This window comes from Nocardioides sp. WG-D5, from assembly GCF_054031175.1.
On sequence record NZ_CM132928.1, the window covers coordinates 3,061,076 to 3,087,717 of the forward strand.

Below are 26,642 nucleotides of genomic sequence, written 5' to 3' on the forward strand. Positions count from 1 at the left end.
TGCCTCGACCGTGTCGCGCACGTCGGCAGGCACTATCCAACGCCACCCCCCCGGCGGGCGGTTGCGACTGCTCCGGTGTAGGTCTCGGTGGTGAGGTCGGCTTCGCCGATTCCGAGTGTCGCGAGGACGGTACGGATCGTGCCGAGGCCGGCCTCGACATCGTCGGCAGGTGCCAGCGTCTCGACCTCCAGATACGTACCCTCGATCTCGGGCACCTCGACGAGAGTCGCCAGCACCTCACGACCCTCGGCTTCGAACCGATGATTGCGGCACAGCTTGCGAAATGAGATCAGTTCCACTGCGCCCAAAGCCTTCAGAACGGTGTCGACGACAGCCGGGTCGGTCATCTGGGTCTCGTGCTCGGGCCTTGACCCCGAGGCCGTTTCGACTGGGGCGGTCTTGAAGGTCAACAGCGAGCGGCTGCCTCCATCGTTGGTGACAGTCCGGACCCGAAGCTCCTGGTCACGGGCGGTGAGAGTCTCGTCGGATAGGTCGTAGTAGGTGTCGTGGTAGGTCTCATCGATTCCGGGAGCCAGTCGTTCGAGCTCGGCCCGAACATGGTCGATGTCGCTGACCTTGGCCTTCAGTTCGACCTCGATGAGTCCGCTCATCGTTCCACCTTTCCGTGATCTGCTGACTGGGTCGCGATGGGCCCCGTGGCCAGGGCCTCGATGTGCCGCAAGAGTCCATGGAAGAGAGGGCCGCGTGGGGTGGCGATGATCTTGTACATCGCTGACTCGTGTCCTTCCCAGGTGCCGAAGGTGGATACGAACATGACGGTATCCAGCCTGATCACCCGCCACACCGGCGTCTGGTCGTAGAGGTAGACCTGCACCCCGGGCAGTCCCTCCAGCCGAGACATCGTCATCTGGATGCCCGCCGCGAACTCCTGTGGACTCTCACCCACCTCAGCTGCCCTGGCGGCCGTCGCCTCACTGTCAGGATCGAGGAGCATGATGCGTACGTTGGCCTCGGCTCCGTCGGTGAGACGGGAGCGAAGCAGCGAGTCCTTGAGTCCGAGGAGACCCAGACCGCGGATCGCGAGGACATCGATGCTCGAGGCGATCTGCAGCTGGGCTGCGATCTCTTCTCGTGCGAAGCCTTGGTCGCGATAGACGTTGACGACCTCCGGATAGGCGGACAGATCGGCAGGATCGCGCTGTCCGGGGGCGCGGGCCGGCGCCAGCCCAAGGATGCGTCGGCTCTCGGCAGGAATGTCCAACCCGTCGGCAACCCGCTCGAAGACATCGAGCTTGGTGATCTCGCGTCGGCCGTTGATGACCTCGTTCACCCTCGACTGTGACAAGCCCGTCGCCGCGGCGATCCGTGCCTGGCTCAACCCGGCGTACTGCTGCATCGCTCGGAACACGCCGCCCATGTCGCGGCCGACCAGCGCCTCGCGTACTTCAGGCCTCTCCCACGCCCACGACGGCATCGCCACTGGATCCGAGCCGATGGTCATCGCGCCTCCTCCGTGCCGACTCCGAGATGTCCAAGTTATCTCACGGTGAGATATACGCGAAGGGATCGAGCCAGCGTCGTCGCTGCGGGCAACGTGGCAGTCGCCCCGGCCGCGACACGTCCGAAGGCCTCGCGGCTGGGGCACTCCAACAGCCACCAAGGAGACCCCAAGGATGACAGCGACCTCTCGTGGAGTCGGCCGACCGCGCCTTGTCCCCACCCGGTTCGACGGGTCACCGCGCGAGCAGATCTTGGAAGTGGCGGCTCGGTTGTTCACGAGCAAGGGGTACGCGGCGACCTCGACCCGGGAGATCGCTGAGGCGGTCGGGATCCGGCAGGCCTCGCTCTACTACCACTTCGCGGGCAAGGGCGAGATCGTCACCGAACTGCTGGCTCAGACGATCCGGCCGACGGTGGACAGCGTGGCCCAGATCGAGTCGCTGACGGATGACCCTGACGCGGTGCTGTACATGGTGGCGCTGACCGATGTTCGTACGTTGGTGAAGGCGCCGCACAACACCGGTTGGCTCTACCTTGCCCCTGATGTCGCCCAGGTCGAGGGGTTCGACGAGTTCACCGAGGCCCGCTCGGACCTCGCTGCCACCTACGCCCGCCTGGCCGCGCCGATCGCGACTTCCGAGGTCCTCGGTGCTCTCGGGCCGGTCCGACTCGGCGAGAAATTGGTCCACAACGTCGAGGAGGTCATCGGACTGCGGAACGCCGGCCGCTGGATCGATGTCGACGAGTCTGCATCTATCGCATCCTCGTGCCTACGGCTGTGTGGCATCGACCAAGCTCGTATCAACCTCGCGCAGAAGACCGCCGAGACCCTCCTGGGTTAGCTGGACTAGGTCGATGGCAGCGGGCTGACGATACCGATGGAGAGCCGCCCTGGTCGACGACGCCCGCGCCGACGCCGGCGAGCACGACTCCAGCTCCTGAGGTGTCCGGAACGCGCACCGCTTTGGCGTAAACCGATTCGAAACTGTCGGTGCTGCGGCTCACACTGGTGACCATGGTCCGACGAATGACTCCGGCACAGTTTCGCTCCGCCGTCCAGAAGGCACAGCGGGAACAGAAGCAGGCCATCAACAACTACAACCGCGAGGTGCGGAAGTACAACGCCGGCGTGAAGAAGGCCGTCGACACGTACAACCGCGAGGCCCGGGCCTACAACGCGAAGGTGCGCCGCCACAATGCCAAGGTCGAGAACCAGCGGCGGCGGCTGAACCAGGAGATCCAACGCCTCAACTCCAGGCCGACGTCGACAACCTACGTCACCTACCAGACCTCGGTCACCACGCTGGCCCGCTCCTACGAGCAGACCGAGGAGCGTCTGGCCGGTCGTGCGCTCACCCCGGCCGAGCGTGAGGTCATCGACCGCGTCAGTGAGGACGCGGCTAACAGCGCGTACCTGTTGAACGCCCTTGAGGGGGACGGCGAGTCAGAAGATGACCCGACCGAGGACGAGTTGCGAGCATCGAGCCTGCAGGCCGAGCTCGCAGCGTTCTCTCAGGACCTGAAGGAGCGGTGGGCGGGCGCGCTATTTGCGCTCAGCCCGCGGAATCCGGATGCGGCCCGGCACTTCTGCACCAGCGCGCGAGAGGTGCTCGTCGAGATGCTGGACGTTGCGGCGCCAGACAAGGCGGTGCTTGCCGCTAACCCGAACTGCCCCAAGGTCGAGCAGGGCGTGCACGCCGGCAAGCCGTCACGGAGAGCCAAGGTGGAGTACCTGCTGGCACGTCGAAGCATCACGGATCCGGCGATCACTGGCCTGGTCGAGGCTGACATGGAGAACGTGGTGAACCTGTTCGGCACTCTCAACAGAGGCACCCATGGGCACGCTGGCCGGTTCACGATCACTCAGCTCAGCGCGATCCGTGAGCGCATCGAAGCCGCGGTGGTTTTCGTCTACTCGCTCTACGTGCCGGCGACCTAGTTGTTCTGACCACGGACGTTAGGTACGGCGGGCCGACTGGACGATGACGAAGACCTCCGGGTGAGGTGTGGAGCTACCACGCACCCACATCCACCACGGAGGTCTTCGTGTCCCACGCTAACGCCACCCTCACACCAGCGGGACGTCTGCGCCTAGCCAAACTCGTCGTCGACAAGGGCTGGTCCTACGCCAGGGCCGCTGAGCGGTTCTCCGTCGGTGTCACGACCGCGCGGCGCTGGGCCCAGCGCTATCGCGAGCTCGGCAAGGCCGGGATGGTCGACCGATCCTCGCGTCCGCACCGCTGCCCGAACCGGCTGCCGCAGCGGACCGAGCGACGGATCGTGAAGCTGCGGGTGACGCGGCGCTGGGGACCAGCCCGGATCGCCTACCACCTCGGCCAGAACCCCTCCACCGTTCACCAGGTCCTTCGACGCAACGGCTGCCCGCGACTGAAGTGGACCGACCCGGCCACCGGCGCCCGGATCAAGACCTCCTCACGAGACAAGCACCGCTACGAACACCCAGCACCCGGCGACCTGATCCACGTCGACGTCAAGAAGCTCGGCAAGATCCCCGACGGCGGTGGGTGGAGGGTCTTCGGTCGGGACTCGGCACAGGCGCGAGCAACTCACGCGGCCCGCGACCGGGCAGGCCGAGCCGGTGCCGCGTCCTCGCGCGGCTACGTCTATCTGCACCACGCCGTCGACGACCATTCCCGGCTGGCCTACTCCGAGATCCTCAGTGACGAGCGTAAGGAGACCGCAGCAGCGTTCTGGAAGCGCGCCAAGAGGTTCTTCGCCGCCCACGGCATCACCGTCAAGGCCGTGCTCACCGACAACGGTTCCTGCTACCGCAGCCGGCTCTGGGCCAAAACGCTCGGCCGGCGGGTCAAGCACCGACGCACGCGGCCGTATCGACCACAGACCAACGGCAAGGTCGAACGGTTCAACCGGACACTGCTCGAAGAGTGGGCCTACGCCACGACCTACACCTCAGAAGCCGACCGAGCAGCCACATACCCCGCATGGCTGCATCACTACAATCACCACCGCGGCCACACCAGCCTCAAAGGCAAGTCACCAATCGACCGCGTACCCAACCTCCCCGGCCAGAACACCTAGTTCAAAGACGGCCGAAGGCGAACGCTCACGGCACGTCCGCGCCGAGCGCGTTCTAGACACTCGTTCGCAACGTCTCCGATCCATCCCTCGAGCGCCTTCCTGTCGTCCCTGGTCGACGAGCTCATCGAGGGACCAGGCGAAGATCACTGGCCGGCCAGGCTGGTGAGGCCGCCAGCCTGGGAGCGCCTAGTCATTGTGGGTGACGCGGGGCTAGGACTCTTTTCGTAAGTTTCGAAATTTGGGTTCCGAAAGATTCGAAACTAACCTATCGTCTTTTGGTGTAGCTCGAGACCTTCCCTAGTCGAGCCGAAGAGGTGACCCAGGATGACCGCAGCAGCAAGCGAGCACATGCCTCCGAGCCGGGAGGTGGCTGAGCAGAACGCGAGGGTTCTGAGCTTCATCGAAGCGCACGAGGCGCGACACGGCGAGGCCCCAGAGCCGACATACTTCCTTTGCGGAGCAGAGGAGCACGATCGTGTCGAGCTGACCGAAGACCTGTTCCAGATGCTCAAGCAGCTGGTTGGTGCACTGGCGAAGGGCCAGTCGGTTCAGATCCACGCTCGCGACCGAGAGATCACCACCCAGCAGGCGGCCGAGATCCTCGGTCTGAGCCGTCCAACCGTCGTCAAACTGATCGACGCGGGCAAGATCGCGGCGACCGTTCCAGGTGTCAGCCGGCGCAAGGTGCTCCTGACCGACGTCATGGCCTACCGCGATGAGCTCTACGCTGCGCGCAACGAGTTCATTGCCGAGTCCTCGGCGGCGTACGCCGATGTGGACCCGGAGGAAGCGCGCCAGGCGCTCGCTGAGGTACGAAAGTCCCGCTGAGGAAGTTCTGGCTGAAACGGCACCAGGCGAGAGTCGTTCTGCGACACTCGCCTGGTGTTTCGCGCAGTACTCGACACCTGCGTGCTCGTCCCGAGCCTGCAGCGTGACTTCCTGCTCCAGCTCGCCGCGGAGCGCGCCTACGCCCCGGTGTGGAGTAGTGGCATCCTCGACGAGCTCGATGACGTCCTGGGGCGCCTGGATGAGAAGTACGGCAAGCCGGAGGATGAGAGCGTCGCGTATCGCGCACGTCTTCGAGTCATGATCGACAGTGCATTTCCTGGTGCGGCCATCGAGGCTCCGCGAGAGCGGGCGTACGCCTTCGACATCGCCGATCCGGGCGACGGGCACGTGGTCTACGCAGCGATCATGCGGGCAGCCGACGTCATCGTGACGGATGACAAGAAAGCCCTGTTCGAGATGTCGGCTGACCTTGAAGCGGCCTCCGTTGATGTCTTGAAGCCGGAGGTGTTCGCTGCCAACACGGTGGCAGCTCATCCGGGCGCCGGCGTACGTGCCCTTGAGGCGCTGGCTGCCCGCTCGGGTACCGGTACGAATCCGCGTCACTCCGCGGCCGAGTACCTTCACCTGCTCGTGAGTGTCCATGACATGTACGAGGTCGCCGAGCTGCTCGAGCCGAGGCTGGCGGCGGAGTAGCCGTTCTCAGAAGGGGTCAGGCCCGCTGGTCGTGGATTCCTCGTCGGCTGTGTCGGAGGCAGGCACGACTCTCCGTCCGGAGACTGGCACGACTCTCCGTCCGGAGACTGTGGTGGTGGCTCTGCGGCCGGTGACCTCGCTTGGGCGTGTGAGTCGCTTTCGCCCACCCGCAGCGGCCTTCTTCGGTTTCTCCTTCTCGCGCATGTCTTCGGGACGCGCGGCGCCCCGAAGCGCATAGGTGTTGCGGACACGGTCGCGGCCGAAGGAGAACTGAGGGGTGTCGGCGACCAGTTCCTTGCGAACGCTGAGTAGGCCGAAGTTGATGAGTTCGGTGGTGCCCTTGGTGCGGATGGAGGTGCTCAGGCTGAACAGCTCGGGGAACCGTGTGGTGCTCCACCAGGTTCGGCGGCCGTCGATGTTGCGGCTGTCGAGGAGCACCAGGAGCATCGCGACAGCGGCGGTCGACATCGACTGGATGTAGCCCTCGGTCCACAGCTCGAGGGGGATCTTGAAGTAGAGGTTGGCCGCCAACTGCTGTTCGCCAGGAGCTCGAGCTGCGGCAGTGGAAGGCAGGCTGTAGCGCTCACCGCGGCCGCTCTCGTTGAGCAACGTGATGATCGTCGAGTCGCCGCGTCGGGGCTGGAGCTGAACCAGGCGCTCGCGCTCGAGGACCTTCAGGGCGTTGGTGACTCGACGGGCTCCGAGCCCGTTCGGGTCGTCGAGCCCGAGGAGAGTAGCCCAGTTCCGGGCGAGGATGCTGGTCTGGAAAGGCTTGGCGGAGCATCGCCAGATGAGCGCGAGGTAGAGCTTCAAGGGCACCTCGCCGCCCCGGCCGCCGCGGGAGACCAGCCTGGCCATGGGGGATGGATCTCCGTCGTCGCCGCGAACGAAAGAGCGTCGGACGGGGATCTCCTTGCGCCGCCCAGAGTCGCGCTCGAGCCCCTTGGCGGTGTCGAGTGACCACTGTGGCGCCGACGGTTTGATGGTTTCAACGTTCACAGAAGACACGCTTCGTCCTTAGCATCTTCATCCGATATACATGGAGTCCTTCATACTTCACCACACCGCGACCATCTCGGTATGTCACAAAAGTATAAGTGACTAATCCGCAAAGCGGTAAGCGTCTCTTACTCTACGACTGGCAATTTTCGGAACTTTCGCTAGCCCCTGGACACCCCTGCGTCTGGCCCTCAAAACTGTCGGTGGCGTGGGGTATGATGGTGGTAAGTCGCCCAGCAAGGCGTCTATGGCACAGGAACTAACCCGGGCAGCCAGTCCGGAGCAGGTGGCCTGTGGCCCAGGGCGCACCGAGGGCGACCCAGTCGTAAGAGGGCGTAGATGTCAACCGATACATCGACCGCCACCTGGGCCTCAGGCAGGGGAAAACGTGACCTTGCCGAGAGGAGGATCCCCCAGGACTCCCGGCCATGGAGGGGCTGCAGCGTAGGAGCTGCGGCCCCTCCGTGCTTTTGGAGCTGGGTCCGCCGGTCGAGGGGGTGCCGACGTGACCCACGTGAATCCTAAGCCCGCAACCCCTGCGGTTGCGCGTCGGAAATGTCGGTGGTGCTCAATAGGGTTGCGAGGTATGCGACGCGCTTACATCGACGCCCACTGCGAGCTGAGGGACTCCTTCAGCCTGGCGCGAGCCTGGTCGGGACCCAACCTGGGCACCTTGATGGCGCCGTCCACCGGCGCAGTGGACGCATCACCCTGGCTGCTGAAGAGCGGGGTCTCGATCGGCACCGTCGGCGGTAGGCGCTCGAAGTACGCCGGGCGTCCGCAAGGGATCGTCATCGCATGGTGTCTCAACCTCGACGAGATCCTGGAGATCGAGCACCGCTACGACGTCGACGGCGTTGTCCTCGTGAGGGGACACAAATCTCACGCGCCGTGGATCACTGCACACGGCGCCGAACACCTGGGGGGCCAGATCGTTGCCGCTGTCCCCGAAGCGTCAGCGGCGATCAAGGCCGCGATCTCGGGTATCAGCTGGGAGGCGATCCGGAATCAGGGTCTAGCCGATTCACGGGAGCGCTCCGATGCCGTCCAGACGCTGACATACCTTCGCGACCGTGGTCACCGGCTGGTGCCCGAGCAGCTGGTCACCGAGGCGATCCGAAACGGCTGGGGTGGGCAAGGACCGCTGGACCTGGCCGACATCGCCAAGAAGCTCAACGCTGGCAAGCGGCTGCGCTACGAGAATGGTCGTATTCGTGCGGAGCGTCTGGCCGAATGGGCGAACGTTTGAGACGAGGCACGGATCAACCGGTGATGGCCGCTGCCAAGCGCTGGTCTCTGGGCCGTTCCTGCGGAGCTAGCACGGTTGTCGGTGCTCTAGGTCAAGATAAGTGGTTGTGAACACCGATCCTGCTGGCGTGCACCCAGGCCAGCCTCTGACTCGTCAGGTGTCTCCGCGGGTTCTTGTCGATCTGTCAGTTGTGAAGCTCAGCGAGGACATCGTCGAACAGCTACAAGGGTTCGTCCCGACGGTGAAGGTGATCACCTCTCATGAGGAGGTGAACCTGACTGAGTGGGACGTTCTCGTCACGGACCAGGCGCCGATCAACAATCGATTGCCTCTCGGTGGAGCCGCCGAGCGAGCCGGTGATCGCTCCGGCTTTTCGTGGAGACAGTGGTTCCCGGAGAATCTGTGTCTCCTCCTGATCATGGATGAAGAGCAATACGGACGGACTCAAGCCCTGGATGTTTATCCGCCCAGCGGCCGAGGTACGCCTCAGGTTGCGCTCGTCCAGAGGGATCGGATTGTCGGCAGCCACATAAGTGAGAGCAAAGTCTTGCCCGATGGCCTGGCTGACTTGGTCAGACGAGTCATGGTGCCTGCGGTGAAGAAGCGCAAGCGACACACTTCGATCGCTCGTTCTGTGGTGCCGGGATCGTCCGACGCTGCGGGAAAGCTCCAGTTCAGACCGTTCCTCTTCGGGCCGGAGAACTGCATCCTTGCCGGTAGCTACGAGCGGTCTGAGAAGGCATCGGTGTGGGTGATCCCTGGGGATGTTCCAGACACCTCGGCATGGCTAAGGGAAGCGCTCCGGGACTGGCACACGCTCGATCCGGCCCGCTTCCCAGTGATCCCGGACTGGGACAACGATCCCGCATGGAAGTCGGCGGCCGAGCTCGAGATCATCGCACGCAAAGAGCAAGTCGAGGCCGAGATCCAGGTCCAGATCGACGAGCTACGAAACCAGCACGAGGCCCTTGACGCCGAACTCGAGGTTGCGGGCGAGCGGGCTGATGCGTACGAACGCGCGCTTCTGACCAAGGACGGCGAGGTCCTAGAGCGGGCAGTGGAGCAGGCGCTGGCCGACCTAGGGTTCGAAGTGCAGAACATGGACGAGGTCTGGCCCCAGGGACAGCGCCGCGAAGATCTCCGCGTCCGCACCACAACTGACACGAACTGGGTGGCCATCGTTGAGGTGAAGGGTTACACCAAGGGCGCGAAGGTAACGGACCTCTACACGACTGGCAGATGGGCAGAAGGTTTCCTCGCGGACGAGGGGCGCCGACCAAGCGCACGATGGTTCGTCACCAACCACAACCGCCAGCGAGATCCGTACGACCGTGGCCAACCGTTCGCGAACAATCAGGATCTCGTCAACGCCTACGCAACTGACGGGGGACTCGTGATCGACACTGTCACGTTGTTCGAAGCCCTTCGCCTTGTGCAAGCCGATCCATCACGCCGTGACGAGATCCGAGACCAACTGATCAACGCCAGCGGCCGGCTCGAGCTGACCTAGCGAGGCGCAGCAACTGCTGCCCTGTTCGCGGCTGCGCGGGATGCCGCTGCGCCCGATCCGGGTGCGTTCGAGAACCCTCCTTCTCATCGAGGGTCACCAGGCAGCCTTCCGCCGATAGTTACCTCTATCGGTGGGACCACCCCGCCGGGGCCGCCGATAGTGCGACCCGGAACTGTCTGTGCCCAGTGGTAGCGCCACCAGCGATCTACCGCCGATAGTGCGACCGCAGCCGCCACGATTACCACCGCGCTTGCCTCCGGCCGAGTCACCGTCCGCGAACATAGACTCCCGAACGTGGACGAACACGTGTTGCTGATCGTCGGGGCGGCGCTGGTGATCATGATCGCGGCGTCGGTGTTCGCGCGGCGTACGGGGGTGGCGGCGCCGCTGCTGCTGGTGGGGCTCGGGATCGGGGCGAGCTATCTGCCGGGTGCGCCGGAGGTCGAGCTCGATCCGGAGCTGATCCTGGCCGGCGTACTGCCGCCGTTGCTCTACTCCTCCGCGGTCAACCTGCCGGTGATCGACTTCCGGCGCAACTTCCGGCTGATCAGCTGGCTCTCGGTCGTGATGGTGATCGTCTCGGCGCTGGTGATCGGGGCGGTGGTGCACTGGCTGTTCCCCGAGATCTCGTTCCCGCTCGCGGTCGCGCTCGGCGCGGTCGTCAGCCCGACCGACGCGGTCGCGGCGACGGCGATCGGGCGCCGGGTCGGGCTGCCGCCGCGGGTGATGACGGTGCTGGAGGGCGAGAGCCTGGTCAACGACGCGTCCGCCCTCGTGGTCCTGCGGACGGCCGTCGCGGGGATCGCGGCCGCCGGGTCGTTCTCCCTGGGACGTACGGTGCTGGAGTTCGGGTGGGCGGTGCTGGGCGCTCTCGTGATCGGTGGCCTCGTCGGCTGGCTCACCGTCGAGCTCCGGCGGCGCCTGGATGACCCGGTGCTCAACACGACGATCTCGTTCGCGGTGCCGTTCATCGCCTACTTCCCGGCCGAGGAGCTGGACGCGTCCGGCGTGCTCGCGGTGGTCGTCGCCGGGCTGGTGACAGGCGGACTCGGCAGCCGCCGGTTCAGCGCCCGCGACCGGCAGACCCAGGCCACCACCTGGACCACGTTCAACTTCATCCTGGAGAGCGGCGTCTTCCTGGCGATGGGCTACCAGCTGCCCGACTTCGTCGACGCGGCGCAGGGCGAGACCACGCCCGGCGAGATGGCCGGGCTCGTCCTGGTCGTCGTCGGACTGCTGGTCGCGCTCCGGTTCGCCGGCCTCGCCGGCCCCGCGCTGCGGGACCGGGAGGAGAGCCAGGAAGAGGTACGCACCCGCCTGGACCAGTTCGAGGAGAAGCTCGACTCGCTGACCCCTGCCGACGACCGGGAGGACGCCCGGATCACCGCGGCCCGGCGACGGCTCGCGCGGGGCCGGGCGGACATCGACTTCGAGGAGCGCGAGCCGATCACCAAGCGCGGCTTCCTGACGATCGGCTGGGCCGGCATGCGCGGCGTCGTCACGGTCGCCGCCGCCCAGACCATCCCGGCCGGCACCTCCCACCGGGCGACCGTCGTGCTCGCCGCCTTCCTGGTCGCGCTCATCACCCTGGTGCTCTTCGGCCTCACCCTTCCGGCCCTGATCCGCCGGCTGCGGTTCTCCCCGGAGAGCGCCAAGGACAGGCACAACGCGTTCCGCTCACTGCTGCAGCAGGTCGGTGCGTCGGCCGTCGACACCCTCGGACCGCTCGAGTCGCAGACCATCGACGGCGAGCCGATCGACCCGCAGCTGGTGACGAAGCTCAAGGACCGCATCCTCCCGCGGGTGCTCGCCGGTGTGCAGGAGGCGCCGCGAGTGCGGCCCGCCGTGATGGAGCAGACGATGATCCTGCAGATGCGCTACCTCGATGCGATGCGCGAGGCGCTCGCCGCCGAGCGCAGCATCGGCGCCTACAGCTCCCACACGTACGCGAGGGTCGAGTCCATCCTCGACGACATGGAGAAGCGGCTCGAGGTCTAATCAGTCCTGACGAGCGTCGTAGGAGCGTCGGTTCTCGTCGATGAGCGGGTTGTGCCGGATCGCCCACTCGGCCAAGGTGACGGCGGGGCCGACGAGCGTCCTGCCCATGCCGGTCAGCTCGTACTCCACCCGCGGTGGCACCTCCGGGTAGCTCGTCCGGCTCACCAGCCCGTCGCGTTCCAGGTGGCGCAGGGTGAGCGTGAGCATGCGCTGCGAGATGCCCGGGACGCGCTGCTTCAGATCCCCGAACCGCAGCCGACCGCCGTCCAGCGTGGCGATCACCAGCAGGCTCCACTTGTCGCCGATGCGGTCGAGGATGCCGCGGATCGCGCTCCCGCCATCGCCCCTGATCAGGCAGACCTTCTCGTAGTCCGACATGCGCCCGCTCCCGCCGCTCCTCAGGCACACCGATGTGCCTTTTGTACGCCTCTCGAAACCCGTCCATGCTGAATTCTCGATCGGTTAGTTACTCATCGTAACCAAGGAGTTCGACATGGTGGTCGCGTACTGGATCGTCGCCGGGTTGCTCGCGGCGTTCTACCTCTACTCGGGCGGAATCAAGATCGTCCGGAGCCAGGAGCAGCTGGCGCCGATGATGGGGTGGGCCGGCACGGCGATCCCGATGGCCGGCGTCAGGGCCATCGGCGTGGTCGAAGTCGCCGGCGCACTGGGGCTGATCCTGCCGCCGCTGACGGGCATCGCCCCGAGCCTGGCGTTCTGGGCGGCAGGAGGGCTGGCTCTGGTGCAGGTGCTCGCCACGGTCTTCCACCTCTCGCGCGGAGAGCGCGGAGACCTGTGGCTCAACGGTGTGCTGGTGCTGTGGGCGCTGGTCACGCTGTTCCTCGCCACCCGCTGGTAGCTCCACGCTCAGACTGTCTCGAAGCCGGCCATCATCGCCATGTCCTCGTGCTCCAGGTTGTGGCAGTGGATGAGGAACCGGCCGGCGTACTTCTCGAACCTGACCCGGACCCGGACGGCCTCGTAGGGACGGACGCCGACGGTGTCCTTCCAGCCGTGGTCCATGGGGCCGGGGCCGCGGTTGCCGCGGCGCAGGACCTGGAAGGGCGAGAGGTGGACGTGGACGGGGTGGTGGGCGTCGGTGAAGAACTCCCAGATCTCCGTGGAGCCCAGCGGCACCTGGGCCTGAGGGACGGCCGGGTCGAACGGCTTGCCGTTGATCCCCCAGCCGCGGCGGCCGTGGACGCTGGCCTGGCGGAAGTGCCACCTGCGGACGACCGCGCCGTCGGGCCTCTCGGGCTCGGGTACGTCGGCGAGCCTCTCGGGGAGCCGGACGTCGTCGGTCGCGCGCCGGGTGATCCGGAACCGCATCACCTGAGCGGTCCTGTCGGTGCCGAGACCGTTGCGCAGCTCGACGGTCGTCCCGGGAGCCAGCCCACGGAAGTCGACGACGACGTCGAAGCGCTCGCCCGAGGCCATCGTGATCTGGTCGTGCTCGACCGGGGCGGCGAGCAGTCCGCCGTCGGAGCCGATCTGGGTGAACCCGACCCGCTTGCCGTCGGCGGTACGCAGGCTGAGCGCGTAGCGGCGGGCGTTGGAGGCGTTGAGCAGCCGCAGCCGATACTGCGCCGCCTCGACCTCCGCCTCCGGCCACGGGGCGCCGTTGACGAGGATGACGTCGCCGAGCACGCCGGCCATGTAGCGGTCCTCGACGCCGGGCTCGCCGAGGAGCTCCGGGTCGAGCGCGGGGTAGCGCAGCGCGCCGTCCTCGTCGAAGGCCCGGTCGGCGATCATCAGCGGCAGCTCCCGCTCGCCCCGCGGCAGCGAGAGCGCGTCCTCCTCGTCGTCGCGGATGATGTGGAAGCCGGCCAGCCCACGCCACACCTGCGGGGCGGTGAAGTCCATCCGGTGGTCGTGGTACCAGAGCGTCGTGGCGGGCTGCTCGAGCGGATAGCGGTAGTCCCGTTTTCCGGTGCTGACCTGCGCCTTCGGGTCGGCCATCGCCTCGTGCCCGCCGTGTCCGCCGCCGTGCCCACTCCCGTGCCCGGCATGATGAGCAGGAGCCTCGAAGCCGGGCGGCACCAGCAGATCCGTCGGCCAGCCGTCGCTCTCCGCGGGGGTGTGCCCGCCATGGAGATGCGTCGCGGTCGGCAGCGTGAGCGAGTTGGTGTGGCGTACGGTCACGGCCTGGCCGCGGCGGGTCTCCAGCGTCGGCCCGGGAAAGACCCCGTCGTACGTCATCATCTCGGTCCGCAGCCCGGGCAGGATCTCGACCGAGGCGGTGCGCTGGGCGATCTCGATCAGGCCACCCGACGGGCGCTTGACCGGCGGCAACGGCAACGGCGTCGCGTACGCCTCCGGCAGCTTCGCCGCGCTACGCAGGACCCTCCCGGTCTGTCCGGGGGCGTCGCCGCAGGCGGCCAGCGATCCGGCGACCGGAGCGGCCAGGCCTGCGCCGAGGAGCATCCGTCGGCTGAGCCTCATCGCCGGACCTCCCGCGGGCTGCCGGCGCTGCGACGCAGCGAGGCGATGGCGAGGGCCACCGCGATCCCGACGGTGAGCACGCCGACCGGGACGTGCAGCTGGAGGACCCGGGTGTAGCCGAGGATCGCCTGGACGTGGATGAGGAGGAAGAGCACGACCGACCAGACGAGGAACCACCAGCGGCCGCGCATCGCGACGACGGCACCTGCGGCGATCGGCAGCAGCAGGCCGAGCGCCTGCAGCGCCGCCGCGCCGGCCGAGTGCAACCCCAGGGCCTCGAAGGTGCCCGAGAAGTAGGAGCCGATGAAGATCGGTTGGCCGATCGCGAAGAGCGCGATCAGCACCGCGACGGCTCGGAAGCAGAAGAGGCTGATGCGTGGTCGACGCTGGCGTATCTCTGTGGTCACCCCTCGACGATATGTAGACGAGGTACGTATGGCATCGGGCGTTCCCCTGATCGCCGGAGCGTCCTCGTCGGGGTCAGCCCTGGTTGGAGAAGACCTCGTCGCGGGCCGTGTCGAGGCCCATCTGCAGGGCGCCGCGGAGCACCGGGTCGCCGGAGATCTCGGTGGGGACGACCGTGGGGACGTTGGGGCCGAGGGAGGCGATCGCCTTCTGCACGCGGTCGGCCAGGACCGGCCCGCCGGCACGCCCGACCTCGCCCGCGAGCACGCACAGCTCGGGGTCGAGTACCACGCAGATGCCGGCCAGGCCGAGGGCGAGCCTTCGGGCCAGCTCGTCGAGGAACGGCTCGGCGTCGGGGTCGCCCCCGACCGCGGAGCGTACGCAGTCCACACCGTCGCCGCTCAGTCCGAACGCGCGGGCGAGGGTGTCCATCGCCTCGACGCTGACCAGTGACTGGAAGGCGGCGTGCTGCGGGCTGTCGGTGCCGTGCGGCGTGGAGGCGCCGGGGACCGCGAGATAGCCGATCTCGCCGGCGCCACCGCCGGCGCCGCGATGGAGGCGGCCGTCGACGATCACCGCGAGACCCAGGCCGCGGTCGATCCAGGCGAGCACCGAGTCCTTGACGCCGTGGGACGCGCCGGCGGACTGCTCCGCGAGCCCGGCCAGGTTGACGTCGTTCTCGATCAGTATCGGCCGCTGGAAGCTGCGGCGGAGGTCCTCCAGGACGCCCGCGCGCCAGTCGGGCAGGTCGTTGGCGAACCGGATGTCGCCCGTGCGCGGGTCGATCATGCCGGGCGTGCCGATCGAGAGGCAGCGGAGCTGCGCCATGGTGATGCCAGCGCTCCGGGTGGCGTTGGCGACGGTGGCCCGCACCGCCTCGACCGGGTCGGAGGCCTCGTGGGGGTCGAGCTCGCCGGTGGCCAGCTCGGTGCCGGTGATGTCGGCGACCGACGCGGTGATCTGGTCGGGTCCGATGTGGAGGGCCGCGACGTAGCCGGCCGAGGGGACCACCCCGTAGAGCGCCGCGTTGGGGCCGCGGCCGCCCTGCTGGGCCCCGACCACCTCGACGAGGCCGCGCTCGCCGAGCCGGGTCAGCAGCTGTCCGGCGGTCACCTTCGAGAGGCCGACGAGCTCGCCGAGCCGGGTCTTCGTCACCGGCCCGTTCGAGAGCATCAGGTCGAGCGCCGCGCGGTCGTTCGTGTCGCGGATCAGGTGTGTCTTGGGTGCTCTTGACATCGGCGGCGCTCCTTTCGAGGGGGAGGGTGGCGTACGGAAAACCAACCTAACAATTGCAGCGCTCCCGCCGGTGTCTGTCCACGCCGGGTCTAGACGGTAACTGTAAAGGAACCTTACAGTAGGGGCTTCGATCGCCATCCATCTCAACCCCCTCAAGGAGTTTGGAATGCGTACTACAACGAAGATCGCCGTTCTCGGCGGGATCTTGCTGGCGCCCGTCCTGGCCATGGTGCCGACGAGCCCCGCAAGTGCGCACGGCTACATCTCGAACCCCCCGAGCCGGCAGGCACAGTGTGCTGCCGGCACCGTGGAGTGCGGTGACATCAAGTACGAACCGCAGAGCGTCGAGGGCCCCAAGGGCCTGACCAGCTGCTCCGGCGGCAACGCCCGGTTCGCCGAGCTCGACGACGACTCGAAGAACTGGCAGGTCACGCCCGTCGGCCGGAGCCAGACCTTCAGCTGGTCGCTGAGCGCCCGGCACAGCACCAGCACCTGGCAGTACTTCATCGGTGGCACCAAGATCGCCGAGTTCGACGACGGCGGCGCGCAGCCGCCGGCCACCGTCGAGCACCAGGTCGACTTCGGGTCCTTCACCGGCCGCCAGAAGGTGCTCGCGGTCTGGAACGTCGCCGACACCGCGAACGCCTTCTACGCCTGCATCGACGTGAACATCGGCGGCACCGCCACCGACCCGGAGTCGCCGGCGCCGGTGGCCGGAGAGTTCCCGGTCAGCGAGGCGCAGTTCAACCAGCTCTTCCCCAACCGCAACCCCTTCTACACGTACGCAGGGCTCGTCGAGGCGCTCAGCGCCTATCCGGAGTTCACCAATGCTGGGGACGAGGCGACCCAGAAGCGCGAGGCCGCCGCGTTCGTCGCCAACGTCGCCCACGAGACCGGTGACCTGCTCTACGTCGTGGAGCAGAACCAGGCCAACTACCCGCACTACTGCGACACGTCCCAGCCCTACGGTTGCCCGGCCGGCAACGACCAGTACTACGGTCGCGGCCCGGTCCAGCTGAGCTGGAACTTCAACTACAAGGCCGCCGGGGACGCGCTCGGGATCGACCTGCTGAACAACCCCAACCTGGTCGCCACCGATCCGGCGGTCGCCTGGAAGACCGGGCTCTGGTACTGGAACACCCAGAACGGCCCGGGCACCATGACCCCGCACGCGGCGATGGTCAACGGCGCCGGCTTCGGCGAGACCATCCGGTCCATCAACGGCGCCATCGAGTGCAACGGCGGCAACCCGGCCCAGGTGCAGAGCCGCGTCGACAACTACCGCGAGGTCACCTCGCTGCTCGGGGTGGACCCGGGCGGAAATCTGTACTGCTGACGCCACACTCTGCACAGAAACCGGCGGCGTACGCAGCCCCACCTGCGTACGCCGCTTGTTTCTGTTTTGTGACAGCCGCCCAAACAGGTTCTGCCTCTGTGCCGGTGCCGGGCGACCGGCCGCGCCCCTACCTTCGATGAGCAACCGGAACCCCGGACAGCCCGGGGCCGGACGGACGAAGGAGCATGCTCGGTGCTCAGATCACTCTCTCTCCGAATCGCCGCGGTCGCCGCGGCCGTCACTCTCCCCCTCTTCGGTCTGGTCGCGCCGGCCGAAGCGGAGAGCCCTTACGAGCGCGGGCCGGACCCGACGTCCGCCAGCGTCCTGGACAACGGCACGTTCTCCCTCTCCTCGACGTCGGTGTCCTCGCTGGTCACCGGCTTCGGCGGCGGGACGATCTACTACCCGACGTCGACGACCCAGGGGACGTTCGGCGGTGTCGTCCTCGCTCCCGGCTACACGGCCTCCTCGTCGTCCTACTCCTCGGTCGCGCGCCGGGTGGCCTCGCACGGGTTCGTGGTCTTCGCCATCGACACGAACTCCCGCTACGACCAGCCCGACAGTCGCGGCTCGCAGATCCTGGCGGCGGTCTCCTACCTGAAGAACAGCGCCTCCTCAACCGTCGCCTCGCGCCTGGACGAGACCCGGATCGCGGTCTCCGGCCACTCCATGGGCGGCGGCGGCACGCTCGCAGCGGCCAACCAGGACTCCTCGATCAAGGCCGCGGTTGCGCTCCAGCCCTGGCACACTGACAAGACCTGGCCCGGCATCCAGATCCCGACCATGATCATCGGCGCGGAGAACGATTCGGTCGCGCCCGTCGCCTCGCACTCGATCCCGTTCTACACCTCGATGACCGGGGCGCGGGAGAAGGCGTACGGCGAGATCAACAACGGCGACCACTTCATCGCCAACACCGACGACGACTGGCAAGGGCGCCTGTTCGTCACCTGGCTGAAGAGGTACGTCGACGACGACACCCGCTACTCGCAGTTCCTCTGCCCGGCGCCGTCCTCGATCTACCTGTCCGACTACCGCAACACCTGCCCCGACTGACCCCTCGGTCGCGACCCCAGAACCGGCCACCCCGGGGGAGGTGGCCGGTTCTTCGTGGTCCACGTTGGAAGATGGGGGCATGACCGGAAATAGTGGAAACGGCGGAAACAGCACAGGCATCCGCGTCGCGTCCGTCGACGACATCCCGGAGGGTGAGGGCATCGCCATCTCCTCGGACATCACCGGCACCGAGGACGACATCGCCATCCTGCGCGACGACGACGGCACCTGCTGGGCCCTCAACGACACCTGCACCCACGAGACCGCATCGCTGGCCGAGGGCTGGGTCGAGGACGGCGACGTCGAGTGCCCGCTCCACTCCTCGCGGTTCAACCTCAAGACCGGCAAGGTCGACGGCCTCCCGGCCACCCGCGACACCGTGCCGCATCGGGTCGAGGTGCGTGACGGGGAGATCTACCTCTTCCCCGGCGAGAGGCCGTGACGGTCTCCTCGGTCGTCGTCGTCGGTGGCGGCATCGCCGGGGTGTCGACGGTCGCGGAGCTGCGCAAGAACGGGTACGTCGGTGACCTGACGCTCCTCTCGGCCGATGTTCTTCCCTATGACCGTCCGCCGCTGTCCAAGGAGTATCTCGCCGGCAGCCGCGATCTCGACTCGATCGCGCTGCAGTCTCCGGAGTGGTACGCCGAGCAGCGGATCTCGTTGATCGGGGGAGCCGTCGCCGCCGCCCTACGCCCGGACGCAGGGGAGGTCGAGCTCGCCGACGGACGCGTGCTGACCGCCGACCGGATCGTGCTCGCCACCGGTGGTCGCGCGGTACGGCCCGCGCTCGGATCCCCGAGCCACGTGCTGCGGGACGTCGCGGACGCCGACCGGCTGCGTACGCAGCTGGTGCCGGGGGCACGGTTGCTGATCGTCGGTGGTGGCCTGATCGGGGCCGAGGTCGCCTCGACCGCGCGCGGGCTGGGGGCCGAGGTCGTGCTGGTCGACCCGCTCTCGCCGCCTCTCGCCGCTGCCGTCGGGATCGAGGTGGCGACCTGGTTGCACGCCCTGCACGCCGACCACGGGGTGGAGACGCTGACGACCACGGTGGAGACGCTGCTCGAGACCCCGACCGGCGTCGCGGCGCAGCTGAAGGGCGAGCCGGACTCGCGCGAGTTCGACGCCGTGCTCCTGGCCGTCGGCCTGGTCCCCGAGACGGCACTCGCCGAGGAAGCGGGCCTGGAGACCTCGCGCGGCATCCTCGTCGACTCCGGCCAGGTGACCAGCCACCCGGCGGTGCTCGCGGTCGGCGACTGCGCCCGGCTCCGTGATCACCACCGGCCCGAGCACTGGGAGGCCGCCCAGGTCGACGGGGCGAGGGCGGCGGCGACGATCCTCGGAGCCGAGCCCGCGCCCGCCACGGCGCCCTGGTGGTGGTCGGACCGCTACGGTCTCCACGTCGAGGGGGTCGGCGAGATGCGCTCGCCGGACGCCCAGCACCAGGCCGTCGTACGCGGCGTGGTCGGCGAGCCGCCCTTCGCCGTGTTCACGCTGCGCGGTGAGCGCGTCATCGGCGCGGTCGCGGTCGACGACCCCAACGCCGTGCGCGCGGCGCGCCGGATGATCGACCGGGGTGTCGACGTACGGGCCTCTGATCTCGCCGATCCCACGCAGAACCTTCGGAGTCTGCTGCGGAGGTAGTGGACAGCGAAGGACGGCGCCCCGCGGAAGTCGCGGGACGCCGTCCTCAGGGAAAGATCAGACCGTCAGCTGAGCGGGCTTGGACTGGTTGGCGACGCGGTTCTCGGAGTCGATGAACCAGGCGAGCTGCTCGACCCGGGTGATGATCGCGTGGAGCAGGTCGGCGGTCGTCGGGTCCTCGGCGTCGATGTCGTCGTGGATCTCGCGGGCGGTCTTCGAGGTCGCGTAGAGCGCGGCGGCGGCGAGGTCGGCGGCGGTCGCGGTGTCGACCTCGGTCGCCGGGAGCGGCGCGAGGGTGGTGTCCTCGGCGACGGTGCCGGTGCGGCCGTCGGGGAGGATGTAGAGCGCGCGCATGCGCTCGGCGACCTCGTCGGTGAAGTCACGGGCGGCGTCGACGACCTCGTCGAGGACGAGGTGCATGTCGCGGAAGTTCTTGCCCACGACGTTCCAGTGCAGCTGCTTGCCCTGCAGGCTGAGCTCGGTCAGATCGACGAGCAGGCGCTGCATCTGGGTCGCGAACGCCGGGCTCGGGATGAACGCGGGGTGCGAGGTGTGCGTGGCGCTGCTCGTGTCGGTCTTCGTGGCCATGTTCGGTGGGTCCCCCAGATTGAAGTGTCGGACTTTCGTGGTGACACCCACTGTGCCACCTTTTCTTGAACGATTCCAGAAAGGTAAGTCTTCCCTAAGTCATCGCCTTGGCATACGGGCACGCCGTAGAGTCGTTTCGTGCCGCAATCTCCCCTCGTCGCACGGGTTCGCCGCCCGGAGGTCTTCGAGACCAGCCGGCTGAGCGCGGATGCGCAGGTCGAGGCCTGGGAACGCCACAACGCCTGCGCGCTGGTCGCGCTCTCCTGCCGGCCCATCGAGGGCCATGGGTTCGAGGCGCAGGAGGTCAACCTGCAGCTCGACGAGATCCATCTGGCGCGGGTCCGGGCCACCCGCCACGTCGTCGAGCGCCCGGCCAGCCTCGTCAAGGAGATCCCCGCCAGGTCGATCGCCGTCTATGCCAGCCTCCGTGGTGAGGCGATCCTCGAGTACGCCGGCCGCCGCCAGGTCATCCGGCCCGGCCAGCTGATCGTGTGCGACGTCGACGCGCCGTTCCTGCGCGGCTTCGGGCACGGGCTCGAGGAGCTCGCGGTCAAGGTTCCGGTGGAGGCCTTCGCGGCCCGCACCGGGATCGCGTCGATGCCGTCGCCGCTGGTTCTCGACGCCGGTCGCGGCCAGGACCCGCACGGGCGAGCCCTGGTACAGATGGTCGGCCGCGCGCTGCGGCCCAACGACCCCGTACCCGCCGACGAGGGCGCCGTGCTCGACCTGATCTCGGTGATCGCCACCGACGGGAAGGTCTCCCTGGCCACCGCCCACCGGGCCGCGGCGAAGGCGTTCATCGAGGACCACCTCGCCGACCCCGGCCTCTCCGCGACCGCCGTCGCCGCGGGCGCCGGCATCTCGGAGCGCCACCTCTCCCGGCTCTTCGCCGACGCCGGCACCAGCGTCCCTCGCCACATCCTCGGCCGCCGCCTCGAGCTCGCCTACGCGATGCTCGCCACCGGCTCGGACCCGGCCATCCGCACCGTCGACGTCGCCGAGAAGTGCGGCTTCACCTCCGCCTCCCACTTCTCCCAGGCCTTCCGCAAGCGCTTCGGAGTCGCCGCCGGAGACGTACGCCGCGCCGCCCGCGCCTGACCTCAGCCGAGTCCGCACTTGTGGCGGCCGAGTCGTCAGTTGTGGCGAACGAAAGTCGAGTTTCGTACGCCACAAGTCACTTCTCGGCGCCCAGAAGTCACTTCTCGGCGCGAAAGGGTGACAAGTCCACCAAAGATCCGATAGGTCTTCCATGCGATTTTCCGCCAACCGGACCCTGCTTCCCACCCGTAGGGACCGTGACGGACGACACTCTCGAACACCCCACACTCTCTAAGGAGACGTACGTGCGCAACGGACTCACCACCGGACGCGGCCTGAGCATGGCCGCCGCCGGTGTCGCAGCGATGGCGCTGACCCTGACGGCCTGCGGGTCGGGCGGCATCGACGACGAAGGCGGTGGCGGCGAGGACACGCTGACCATCGGGTTCGTCTCGACCGAGACGGGCTCCTCGGCGCCGTTCGGTGAGGCGAACAGCTTCGTCGTCGACGAGATGGAGACCTACTTCAAGGACCACCCGGTCAAGGTCGGCGACAAGGAGCTCGACGTCGAGATCGTGGTGCGCGACGCGCAGAGCGACACGACGAAGGCCGGGGCGGTGGCCGGCGACCTGATCAACAAGGACGGCGCCGACATCATCGTCGCCTCCTCGACGCCCGACATCGTCAACCCGGTCTCGGAGCAGTGCGAGGCCAACTCGATCCCGTGCATCACGACGGTCGCCCCGTGGCAGCCGTTCGCGATCCGCAGCGGGGACAAGCCGGCCGAGCTGAAGTACAGCTACCACTTCTTCTGGGGCCTCGAGGACGTCGCGACGGTCTACGCCGACATCTGGGGCAAGGTCCCCAACAACAAGAAGGCCGGCGGCCTGTTCCCGAAGGACCCCGACGGCGAGGCCTGGGGCGCCAACTTCCCGGCGCTCACCGAGGCGTCCGGTGTGAAGATCGACAACCCGGGCAACTACCCCAACGGCACCAAGGACTTCTCCGCCCAGATCAGCGCCTACAAGGGTCACGACGTGCTCGTCGGCGTCCCGATCCCGCCGGACTTCACCACGTTCTGGCAGCAGGCGAAGCAGCAGGGCTACAACCCGAAGGTCGCCACGATCGGCAAGGCGCTCCTCTTCCCGAGCAGCGTCGAGGCGCTGGGTCCGATCGCCCACAACCTCTCCACCGAGGTGTGGTGGACCCCGACCGCGCCCTACAAGTCCTCGCTGACCGGCCAGTCGGCGCAGGAGCTGGCGGACGCGTACGAGGAGAAGACCGGCAAGCAGTGGACCCAGCCGCTGGGCTTCGCGCACGCGCTCTTCGAGGTCGCGACCGCGGCGGTGACCGAGGCCGGTTCGACCGACGCCGACGCGATCACCAAGGCGCTCTCCGGCCTCGAGGTCTCCACGGTCGTCGGTGACGTCGCCTGGGGCAAGGACGAGAACGTCCCGCCGTACGTCGCCAAGACCTCGCTCGCGGGTGGCCAGTGGCGCCAGGTCGAGGGCGGGGAGCACCCGTTCGAGCTGGTCGTCGTGCAGAACTCCCTGGCTCCCGACGTACCTCTCGGGGGCGAGCCCGAGGCCCTCAAGTGACCTCTGCCCCATCATCGGTCGAGGCCTCCAGCAGCGTGCCCGGCGGCACGCTGCTGGAGGCCGAAGGCCTGGCCAAGGCGTTCGGCCAGGTCGTCACCGCCCGCTCGGTCTCCTTCCACGTCGCCGCGGGCGAGGCGCTCGGCATCGTCGGGCCCAACGGCGCCGGCAAGTCCACGCTGCTCAATCTGGTGACCGGCACCCTCCCGGTCGACGCCGGCACGATCCGCTTCGGCGGCACCGACGTCACCCGGATGCCGGCCGCCCGGCGTACGGCCCTCGGGATCGGGCGTACGTTCCAGGTCCCTCGCCCCTTCGAGGGGCTCACCGTCTTCGAGAACGTGCTGGTCGGATCCACCTTCGGCGCCGGCACGCGCCGCCGCGAGGCCAACGACCAGGCCTGGCAGGCGCTGGAGACCGCCGACCTGACCCGCCTGGCCAACACCCCCGCCGGCTCGCTCCGGCTGCTCGACCGCAAGCGGCTCGAGCTCGCCCGCGCGCTGGCCACCCGCCCGCGGCTGCTGCTGCTCGACGAGATCGCCGGCGGCCTCACCGAGCACGAGCTGCCCGCCCTGATCGAGACCATCTCGGCGATCCGCGACGGCGGCACCGGCGTCGTCTGGATCGAGCACATCGTGCACGCGTTGCTGCAGGTCGTCGACCGGTTGATGTGCCTGGCCCAGGGCGACGTCGTCGCCACCGGCGACCCGCACGAGGTGATGGCCTCGGACGCGGTCGCCGCCGTCTATCTCGGCTCCCCCGACCTGGAAGGCGAGACCCCATGAGCGCTTTGCTCGAGGTCGACGCGATCGACGTCGCCTACGGCGACTTCCGCGCACTGCACGGCATCACCCTGACCGTCGCCGAGGGCGAGACCCTGGCCGTGATCGGGGCGAACGGTGCCGGCAAGTCGACGCTGCTGAAGACCATCGCCGGCCTGCTCCGCCCGAGCGCCGGCCAGATCCGCTTCGACGGCCACAACGTCTCCCACACCCCCGCCCACCGGCGGGTCCGCGAGGGCATCGCGCTCACCCCGGAGGGCCGCCGGATCTTCGGCTCGCTCACCGTCGAGGAGAACCTCAAGGTCGGTGCGCACGGCCGCCGCCCCGGCCCCTGGAACCTCGACACCGTCTACGACGCGTTCCCGCTGCTCGCCGAGAAGCGGGCGCGCCGCGGAGCGCATCTGTCCGGCGGCGAGCAGCAGGCCACCGCCATCGGCCGGGCGCTGATGTCCAACCCGAAGCTGCTCCTGCTCGACGAGGTCTCGCTCGGGCTCGCCCCGGTCGTGATCGCCGACATCTACAAGGCGCTCCCCGCGATCACCGCGAAGGGGACGACCGTGCTCGTCGTCGAGCAGGACCTCACCCAGGCGCTCACCGTCGCCGACCGGGTGCAGTGCCTCCTCGAGGGCCGCACGGTCCTCGAGGGCGCGGCGGCCGACGTCACCAGGGAGCAGGTCCAGGCGGCGTACTTCGGGGTCGATGCCCCGGAGGGTCAGGAGGCCGGCTGATGGACTGGATCAACGCGGTCCTCCAGGGACTCCTGCTCGGTGGGCAGTACGCGCTCCTCGCCTGCGGTCTGAGCCTCATCTTCGGGGTGATGCGGATCGTCAACCTCGCCCACGGCGTCCTCGCGGTCGCCGCGGCCTACCTCGCGCTCTGGCTCGTCCAGCAGACCGGGATGCCCTCGTTCCTCACGATCGTCATCGTGATCCCGGTGCTCGCCGCGGTCGGCTACGCGATCCAGCGCGGCCTGTTCAATGCGGCACTGCGCCACGGCGAGCTGTCGCCGCTGCTGGTCTCGTTCGGCCTGGCCGTCATCGGCGCCAACCTGCTCCAGGAAATCTTCACCGCCGACTCCCGCAAGATCTCGATCGGCACGCTGTCGACCTCGTCGGTGGAGCTCGGCCAGCTCCGGCTCGGCGTCTTCTCCCTGCTCACCCTCGTGGTCGCGGTCGGCGTGATCGTCGGCCTGCAGCTCTACCTCTCCCACACCCGCATCGGCCGTGCCATGCGCGCGACCAAGGACGACCCCGAGGCAGCCACGCTCATGGGGATCGACGAGAGGCACATGTACGCCCTGGCCACCGCCATCGCGATCGGCACCGTCGCACTGGCCGGCGTCTTCCTCGGCATGTCGACGCAGTTCAGCCCGACGTACGGGGACCTGGTCCTCATCTTCGCCTTCGAGGCCGTCATCATCGGGGGCCTCGGCTCACTGTGGGGGACCCTCCTCGGCGGGCTCGTGCTCGGCGTCGCGCAGACCGTCGGCGCCCAGATCGACCCGGCCTACGGCGTCCTCGCGGGCCACCTGATCTTCCTGGTCGTGCTCCTGTTCCGGCCCCAGGGCCTCCTCCCGAAGGCGGTCGTCGCATGAGCCCCACGACAACCCTGGCCCCCTCCACCACCCTGAAGGTCGTACGCGGCGGCTGGCCGTCGCTGGCCGGCGGCGGTGTCCTCGCTGCGGTCGTGGTGTTCCTCGCCGCGGCGCCGTGGTTCGTCTTCAGCCCCGGCGACGTCACGAACCTGGTCACGCTCTTCGCGCTGATCATTCTCGGCACGACCTGGAACCTGATGTCCGGCTACGGCGGACTGGTCTCGATCGGGCAGCAGGCGTTCATCGGCGCGGGCGGCTACGGCGTGATCAAGCTCGCCGACGTCGTCGGGCTGCCGATCCCGGTGGCCGTCGTGGCAGCCGGCATGGTCTGCGCCGCCCTGGCGATCCCCACCTCGTTCCTGCTGTTCCGGCTGGTCGGGGGCTACTTCGCGATCGGCACCTGGGTGGTGGCCGAGGTCTTCAAGCTGGTCACCCAGGAGCTTCCCGGTTTCGGCGGCGGCTCCGGCCTCTCGCTCACCGCCTTCCAGGGCGTCGACCGGGTGACCCGGATCGCGACGGTCTACTACCTGGCGCTGGTGCTGGCCGTGGTCGTCGTGCTCGCGACGTACGCGCTGATGCGCTCGCGCGTCGGGCTCGGCCTGACCGCGATCCGCGACGACTCCGTGGCGGCCGCGAACCTCGGCGTCGCGGTGCGGCGTTCGCAGCGCCTCGTCTACGTCGCCGCGTCCGGCGGTGCCGGCCTGGCCGGCGCGCTGATCGCGGTCAACGGTCTGCGGGTCTCGCCGGACTCGATGTTCTCGGTCCAGTACACGGCGTTCATGATCTTCATCGTCGTGATCGGCGGCCTGGGGACAATCGAGGGCCCGATCCTGGGAGCGGTGATCTTCTTCGCGCTGCAGCAGCTGCTGGACTCGTACGGCACCTGGTACCTCATCGCGCTCGGTGCCGTCGCGATCGCCGTGGTGCTGCTCGCCCCGCGCGGGCTGTGGGGCCTGGCGACGCGTGGCCGCTACCAGGTCTTCCCTGTCGGTCACACGGTCCTGACCCGATAGTCGGGGATCAACCGGTCGTCCTACTGGCGAGTAACCGACCGTTTGATCCCCGCCTATCCACCGTCCTCGCGAGTTATCCACAGGGTTGTGCACAGGTGGGGGATTGATGTGGATCGGTGGACGGCGGCTGGTCGATGCTGTTGGCGTGGTTGCCCGA

General features: G+C 68.2%; 27 protein-coding genes. 19 read left to right on the forward strand and 8 right to left on the reverse strand.

What is annotated here, in order from left to right:
- Window positions 1–32: 32 nt before the first annotated feature.
- Entirely contained in the window at window positions 33–611 is a 579-nt protein-coding gene (locus ACWZJV_RS14960; RefSeq protein ID WP_457176807.1) for a class IV adenylate cyclase, read from the reverse strand.
- Complete coding sequence (locus ACWZJV_RS14965) at window positions 608–1,462, reverse strand: helix-turn-helix domain-containing protein (protein WP_457176808.1); 855 nt, start codon at window positions 1,460–1,462, stop codon at window positions 608–610. Before ACWZJV_RS14965 ends, ACWZJV_RS14960 begins: the two co-directional genes overlap by 4 nt.
- A 172-nt stretch (window positions 1,463–1,634) precedes the next feature.
- Here ACWZJV_RS14965 and ACWZJV_RS14970 point away from each other — a divergent pair, with 172 nt between their 5' ends.
- The 5 genes from ACWZJV_RS14970 to ACWZJV_RS14990 all read left to right on the forward strand — a co-directional run bounded on the left by ACWZJV_RS14970 (window position 1,635) and on the right by ACWZJV_RS14990 (window position 6,003).
- Window positions 1,635–2,303, forward strand: a complete 669-nt coding sequence (locus tag ACWZJV_RS14970) for a TetR/AcrR family transcriptional regulator (RefSeq protein WP_457176810.1) — start codon at window positions 1,635–1,637, stop codon at window positions 2,301–2,303.
- Window positions 2,304–2,488: 185 nt separating this feature from the next.
- Entirely contained in the window at window positions 2,489–3,400 is a 912-nt protein-coding gene (locus ACWZJV_RS14975; protein ID WP_457176812.1) for a pPIWI-associating nuclease domain-containing protein, read from the forward strand.
- Between the two features lie 107 nt (window positions 3,401–3,507).
- Window positions 3,508–4,521: an IS481 family transposase gene (locus ACWZJV_RS14980; protein ID WP_457176814.1), complete on the forward strand. Its 1,014-nt coding sequence runs from the start codon at window positions 3,508–3,510 to the stop codon at window positions 4,519–4,521.
- A 324-nt stretch (window positions 4,522–4,845) separates the two neighbouring features.
- Window positions 4,846–5,349 carry an excisionase family DNA-binding protein gene (locus tag ACWZJV_RS14985; RefSeq protein WP_457176816.1) on the forward strand — a complete coding sequence of 168 codons (504 nt, stop codon included), beginning with the start codon at window positions 4,846–4,848 and terminating at the stop codon, window positions 5,347–5,349.
- Between the two features lie 54 nt (window positions 5,350–5,403).
- Entirely contained in the window at window positions 5,404–6,003 is a 600-nt protein-coding gene (locus ACWZJV_RS14990) for a PIN domain-containing protein (RefSeq protein WP_457176818.1), read from the forward strand.
- A 6-nt stretch (window positions 6,004–6,009) separates the two neighbouring features.
- Here the strand turns inward: ACWZJV_RS14990 and ACWZJV_RS14995 are convergent, their stop codons facing one another.
- Window positions 6,010–7,011, reverse strand: a complete 1,002-nt coding sequence (locus ACWZJV_RS14995; RefSeq protein WP_457176820.1) for a hypothetical protein — start codon at window positions 7,009–7,011, stop codon at window positions 6,010–6,012.
- Window positions 7,012–7,588: 577 nt separating this feature from the next.
- On the opposite strand from ACWZJV_RS14995, the gene ACWZJV_RS15000 reads away from it, so the two are divergent.
- The 3 genes from ACWZJV_RS15000 (at window position 7,589) to ACWZJV_RS15010 (ending at window position 11,759) form a co-directional block, all read left to right on the forward strand.
- Complete coding sequence (locus ACWZJV_RS15000; RefSeq protein ID WP_457176822.1) at window positions 7,589–8,251, forward strand: hypothetical protein; 663 nt, start codon at window positions 7,589–7,591, stop codon at window positions 8,249–8,251.
- Window positions 8,252–8,357: 106 nt separating this feature from the next.
- Window positions 8,358–9,761 carry a hypothetical protein gene (locus ACWZJV_RS15005; RefSeq protein WP_457176824.1) on the forward strand — a complete coding sequence of 468 codons (1,404 nt, stop codon included), beginning with the start codon at window positions 8,358–8,360 and terminating at the stop codon, window positions 9,759–9,761.
- A 294-nt stretch (window positions 9,762–10,055) separates the two neighbouring features.
- Window positions 10,056–11,759: a cation:proton antiporter gene (locus ACWZJV_RS15010; protein WP_457176826.1), complete on the forward strand. Its 1,704-nt coding sequence runs from the start codon at window positions 10,056–10,058 to the stop codon at window positions 11,757–11,759.
- Here ACWZJV_RS15010 and ACWZJV_RS15015 read toward each other — a convergent pair whose 3' ends face one another.
- Window positions 11,760–12,137 carry a winged helix-turn-helix transcriptional regulator gene (locus ACWZJV_RS15015; protein ID WP_008355743.1) on the reverse strand — a complete coding sequence of 126 codons (378 nt, stop codon included), beginning with the start codon at window positions 12,135–12,137 and terminating at the stop codon, window positions 11,760–11,762. It abuts the gene before it with no gap.
- A 115-nt stretch (window positions 12,138–12,252) separates the two neighbouring features.
- On the opposite strand from ACWZJV_RS15015, the gene ACWZJV_RS15020 reads away from it, so the two are divergent.
- Window positions 12,253–12,618 (forward strand): DoxX family protein, encoded by a 366-nt coding sequence (locus ACWZJV_RS15020; RefSeq protein WP_008355744.1) that lies wholly within the window; start codon window positions 12,253–12,255, stop codon window positions 12,616–12,618.
- An 8-nt stretch (window positions 12,619–12,626) separates the two neighbouring features.
- Here ACWZJV_RS15020 and ACWZJV_RS15025 read toward each other — a convergent pair whose 3' ends face one another.
- The 3 genes from ACWZJV_RS15025 to ACWZJV_RS15035 form a co-directional block, all read right to left on the reverse strand.
- A complete protein-coding gene (locus tag ACWZJV_RS15025) occupies window positions 12,627–14,201 on the reverse strand; it encodes a multicopper oxidase family protein (protein ID WP_457176828.1) in 1,575 nt (524 codons plus the stop codon).
- Window positions 14,198–14,608 carry a hypothetical protein gene (locus ACWZJV_RS15030; protein WP_457176830.1) on the reverse strand — a complete coding sequence of 137 codons (411 nt, stop codon included), beginning with the start codon at window positions 14,606–14,608 and terminating at the stop codon, window positions 14,198–14,200. Before ACWZJV_RS15030 ends, ACWZJV_RS15025 begins: the two co-directional genes overlap by 4 nt.
- 73 nt (window positions 14,609–14,681) lie before the next feature.
- Window positions 14,682–15,842, reverse strand: coding sequence for an ROK family transcriptional regulator (locus ACWZJV_RS15035; RefSeq protein ID WP_196876023.1), 1,161 nt, complete (start codon window positions 15,840–15,842; stop codon window positions 14,682–14,684).
- A gap of 166 nt (window positions 15,843–16,008) precedes the next feature.
- Here ACWZJV_RS15035 and ACWZJV_RS15040 point away from each other — a divergent pair, with 166 nt between their 5' ends.
- The 4 genes from ACWZJV_RS15040 to ACWZJV_RS15055 all read left to right on the forward strand — a co-directional run bounded on the left by ACWZJV_RS15040 (window position 16,009) and on the right by ACWZJV_RS15055 (window position 19,875).
- Entirely contained in the window at window positions 16,009–17,178 is a 1,170-nt protein-coding gene (locus ACWZJV_RS15040; protein ID WP_457176832.1) for a glycoside hydrolase family 19 protein, read from the forward strand.
- 192 nt (window positions 17,179–17,370) lie between these two features.
- Entirely contained in the window at window positions 17,371–18,234 is an 864-nt protein-coding gene (locus tag ACWZJV_RS15045) for an alpha/beta hydrolase family protein (protein WP_307785712.1), read from the forward strand.
- Between the two features lie 79 nt (window positions 18,235–18,313).
- A complete protein-coding gene (locus ACWZJV_RS15050; RefSeq protein WP_008355755.1) occupies window positions 18,314–18,676 on the forward strand; it encodes a non-heme iron oxygenase ferredoxin subunit in 363 nt (120 codons plus the stop codon).
- Window positions 18,673–19,875 (forward strand): NAD(P)/FAD-dependent oxidoreductase, encoded by a 1,203-nt coding sequence (locus tag ACWZJV_RS15055; protein ID WP_457176835.1) that lies wholly within the window; start codon window positions 18,673–18,675, stop codon window positions 19,873–19,875. The genes ACWZJV_RS15050 and ACWZJV_RS15055 overlap by 4 nt, the downstream gene beginning before the upstream one ends.
- Before the next feature lie 57 nt (window positions 19,876–19,932).
- Here the strand turns inward: ACWZJV_RS15055 and ACWZJV_RS15060 are convergent, their stop codons facing one another.
- Window positions 19,933–20,463 carry a Dps family protein gene (locus ACWZJV_RS15060; RefSeq protein WP_008355758.1) on the reverse strand — a complete coding sequence of 177 codons (531 nt, stop codon included), beginning with the start codon at window positions 20,461–20,463 and terminating at the stop codon, window positions 19,933–19,935.
- 138 nt (window positions 20,464–20,601) lie between these two features.
- Between ACWZJV_RS15060 and ACWZJV_RS15065 the strand changes: the two genes are divergently transcribed.
- The 6 genes from ACWZJV_RS15065 to ACWZJV_RS15090 all read left to right on the forward strand — a co-directional run bounded on the left by ACWZJV_RS15065 (window position 20,602) and on the right by ACWZJV_RS15090 (window position 26,485).
- Window positions 20,602–21,561 carry a helix-turn-helix domain-containing protein gene (locus ACWZJV_RS15065; RefSeq protein ID WP_008355759.1) on the forward strand — a complete coding sequence of 320 codons (960 nt, stop codon included), beginning with the start codon at window positions 20,602–20,604 and terminating at the stop codon, window positions 21,559–21,561.
- Window positions 21,562–21,806: 245 nt separating this feature from the next.
- On the forward strand, window positions 21,807–23,099 hold the full coding sequence (locus ACWZJV_RS15070; protein WP_008355761.1) for an ABC transporter substrate-binding protein: 1,293 nt from the start codon (window positions 21,807–21,809) through the stop codon (window positions 23,097–23,099).
- Window positions 23,096–23,881 carry an ABC transporter ATP-binding protein gene (locus tag ACWZJV_RS15075; protein ID WP_457176838.1) on the forward strand — a complete coding sequence of 262 codons (786 nt, stop codon included), beginning with the start codon at window positions 23,096–23,098 and terminating at the stop codon, window positions 23,879–23,881. Before ACWZJV_RS15070 ends, ACWZJV_RS15075 begins: the two co-directional genes overlap by 4 nt.
- Window positions 23,878–24,606, forward strand: coding sequence for an ABC transporter ATP-binding protein (locus ACWZJV_RS15080; RefSeq protein WP_457176840.1), 729 nt, complete (start codon window positions 23,878–23,880; stop codon window positions 24,604–24,606). The genes ACWZJV_RS15075 and ACWZJV_RS15080 overlap by 4 nt, the downstream gene beginning before the upstream one ends.
- On the forward strand, window positions 24,606–25,472 hold the full coding sequence (locus ACWZJV_RS15085; protein WP_457176842.1) for a branched-chain amino acid ABC transporter permease: 867 nt from the start codon (window positions 24,606–24,608) through the stop codon (window positions 25,470–25,472). Before ACWZJV_RS15080 ends, ACWZJV_RS15085 begins: the two co-directional genes overlap by 1 nt.
- Window positions 25,469–26,485 (forward strand): branched-chain amino acid ABC transporter permease, encoded by a 1,017-nt coding sequence (locus ACWZJV_RS15090; RefSeq protein ID WP_457176844.1) that lies wholly within the window; start codon window positions 25,469–25,471, stop codon window positions 26,483–26,485. The genes ACWZJV_RS15085 and ACWZJV_RS15090 overlap by 4 nt, the downstream gene beginning before the upstream one ends.
- The last annotated feature ends 157 nt before the right edge of the window (window positions 26,486–26,642 follow it).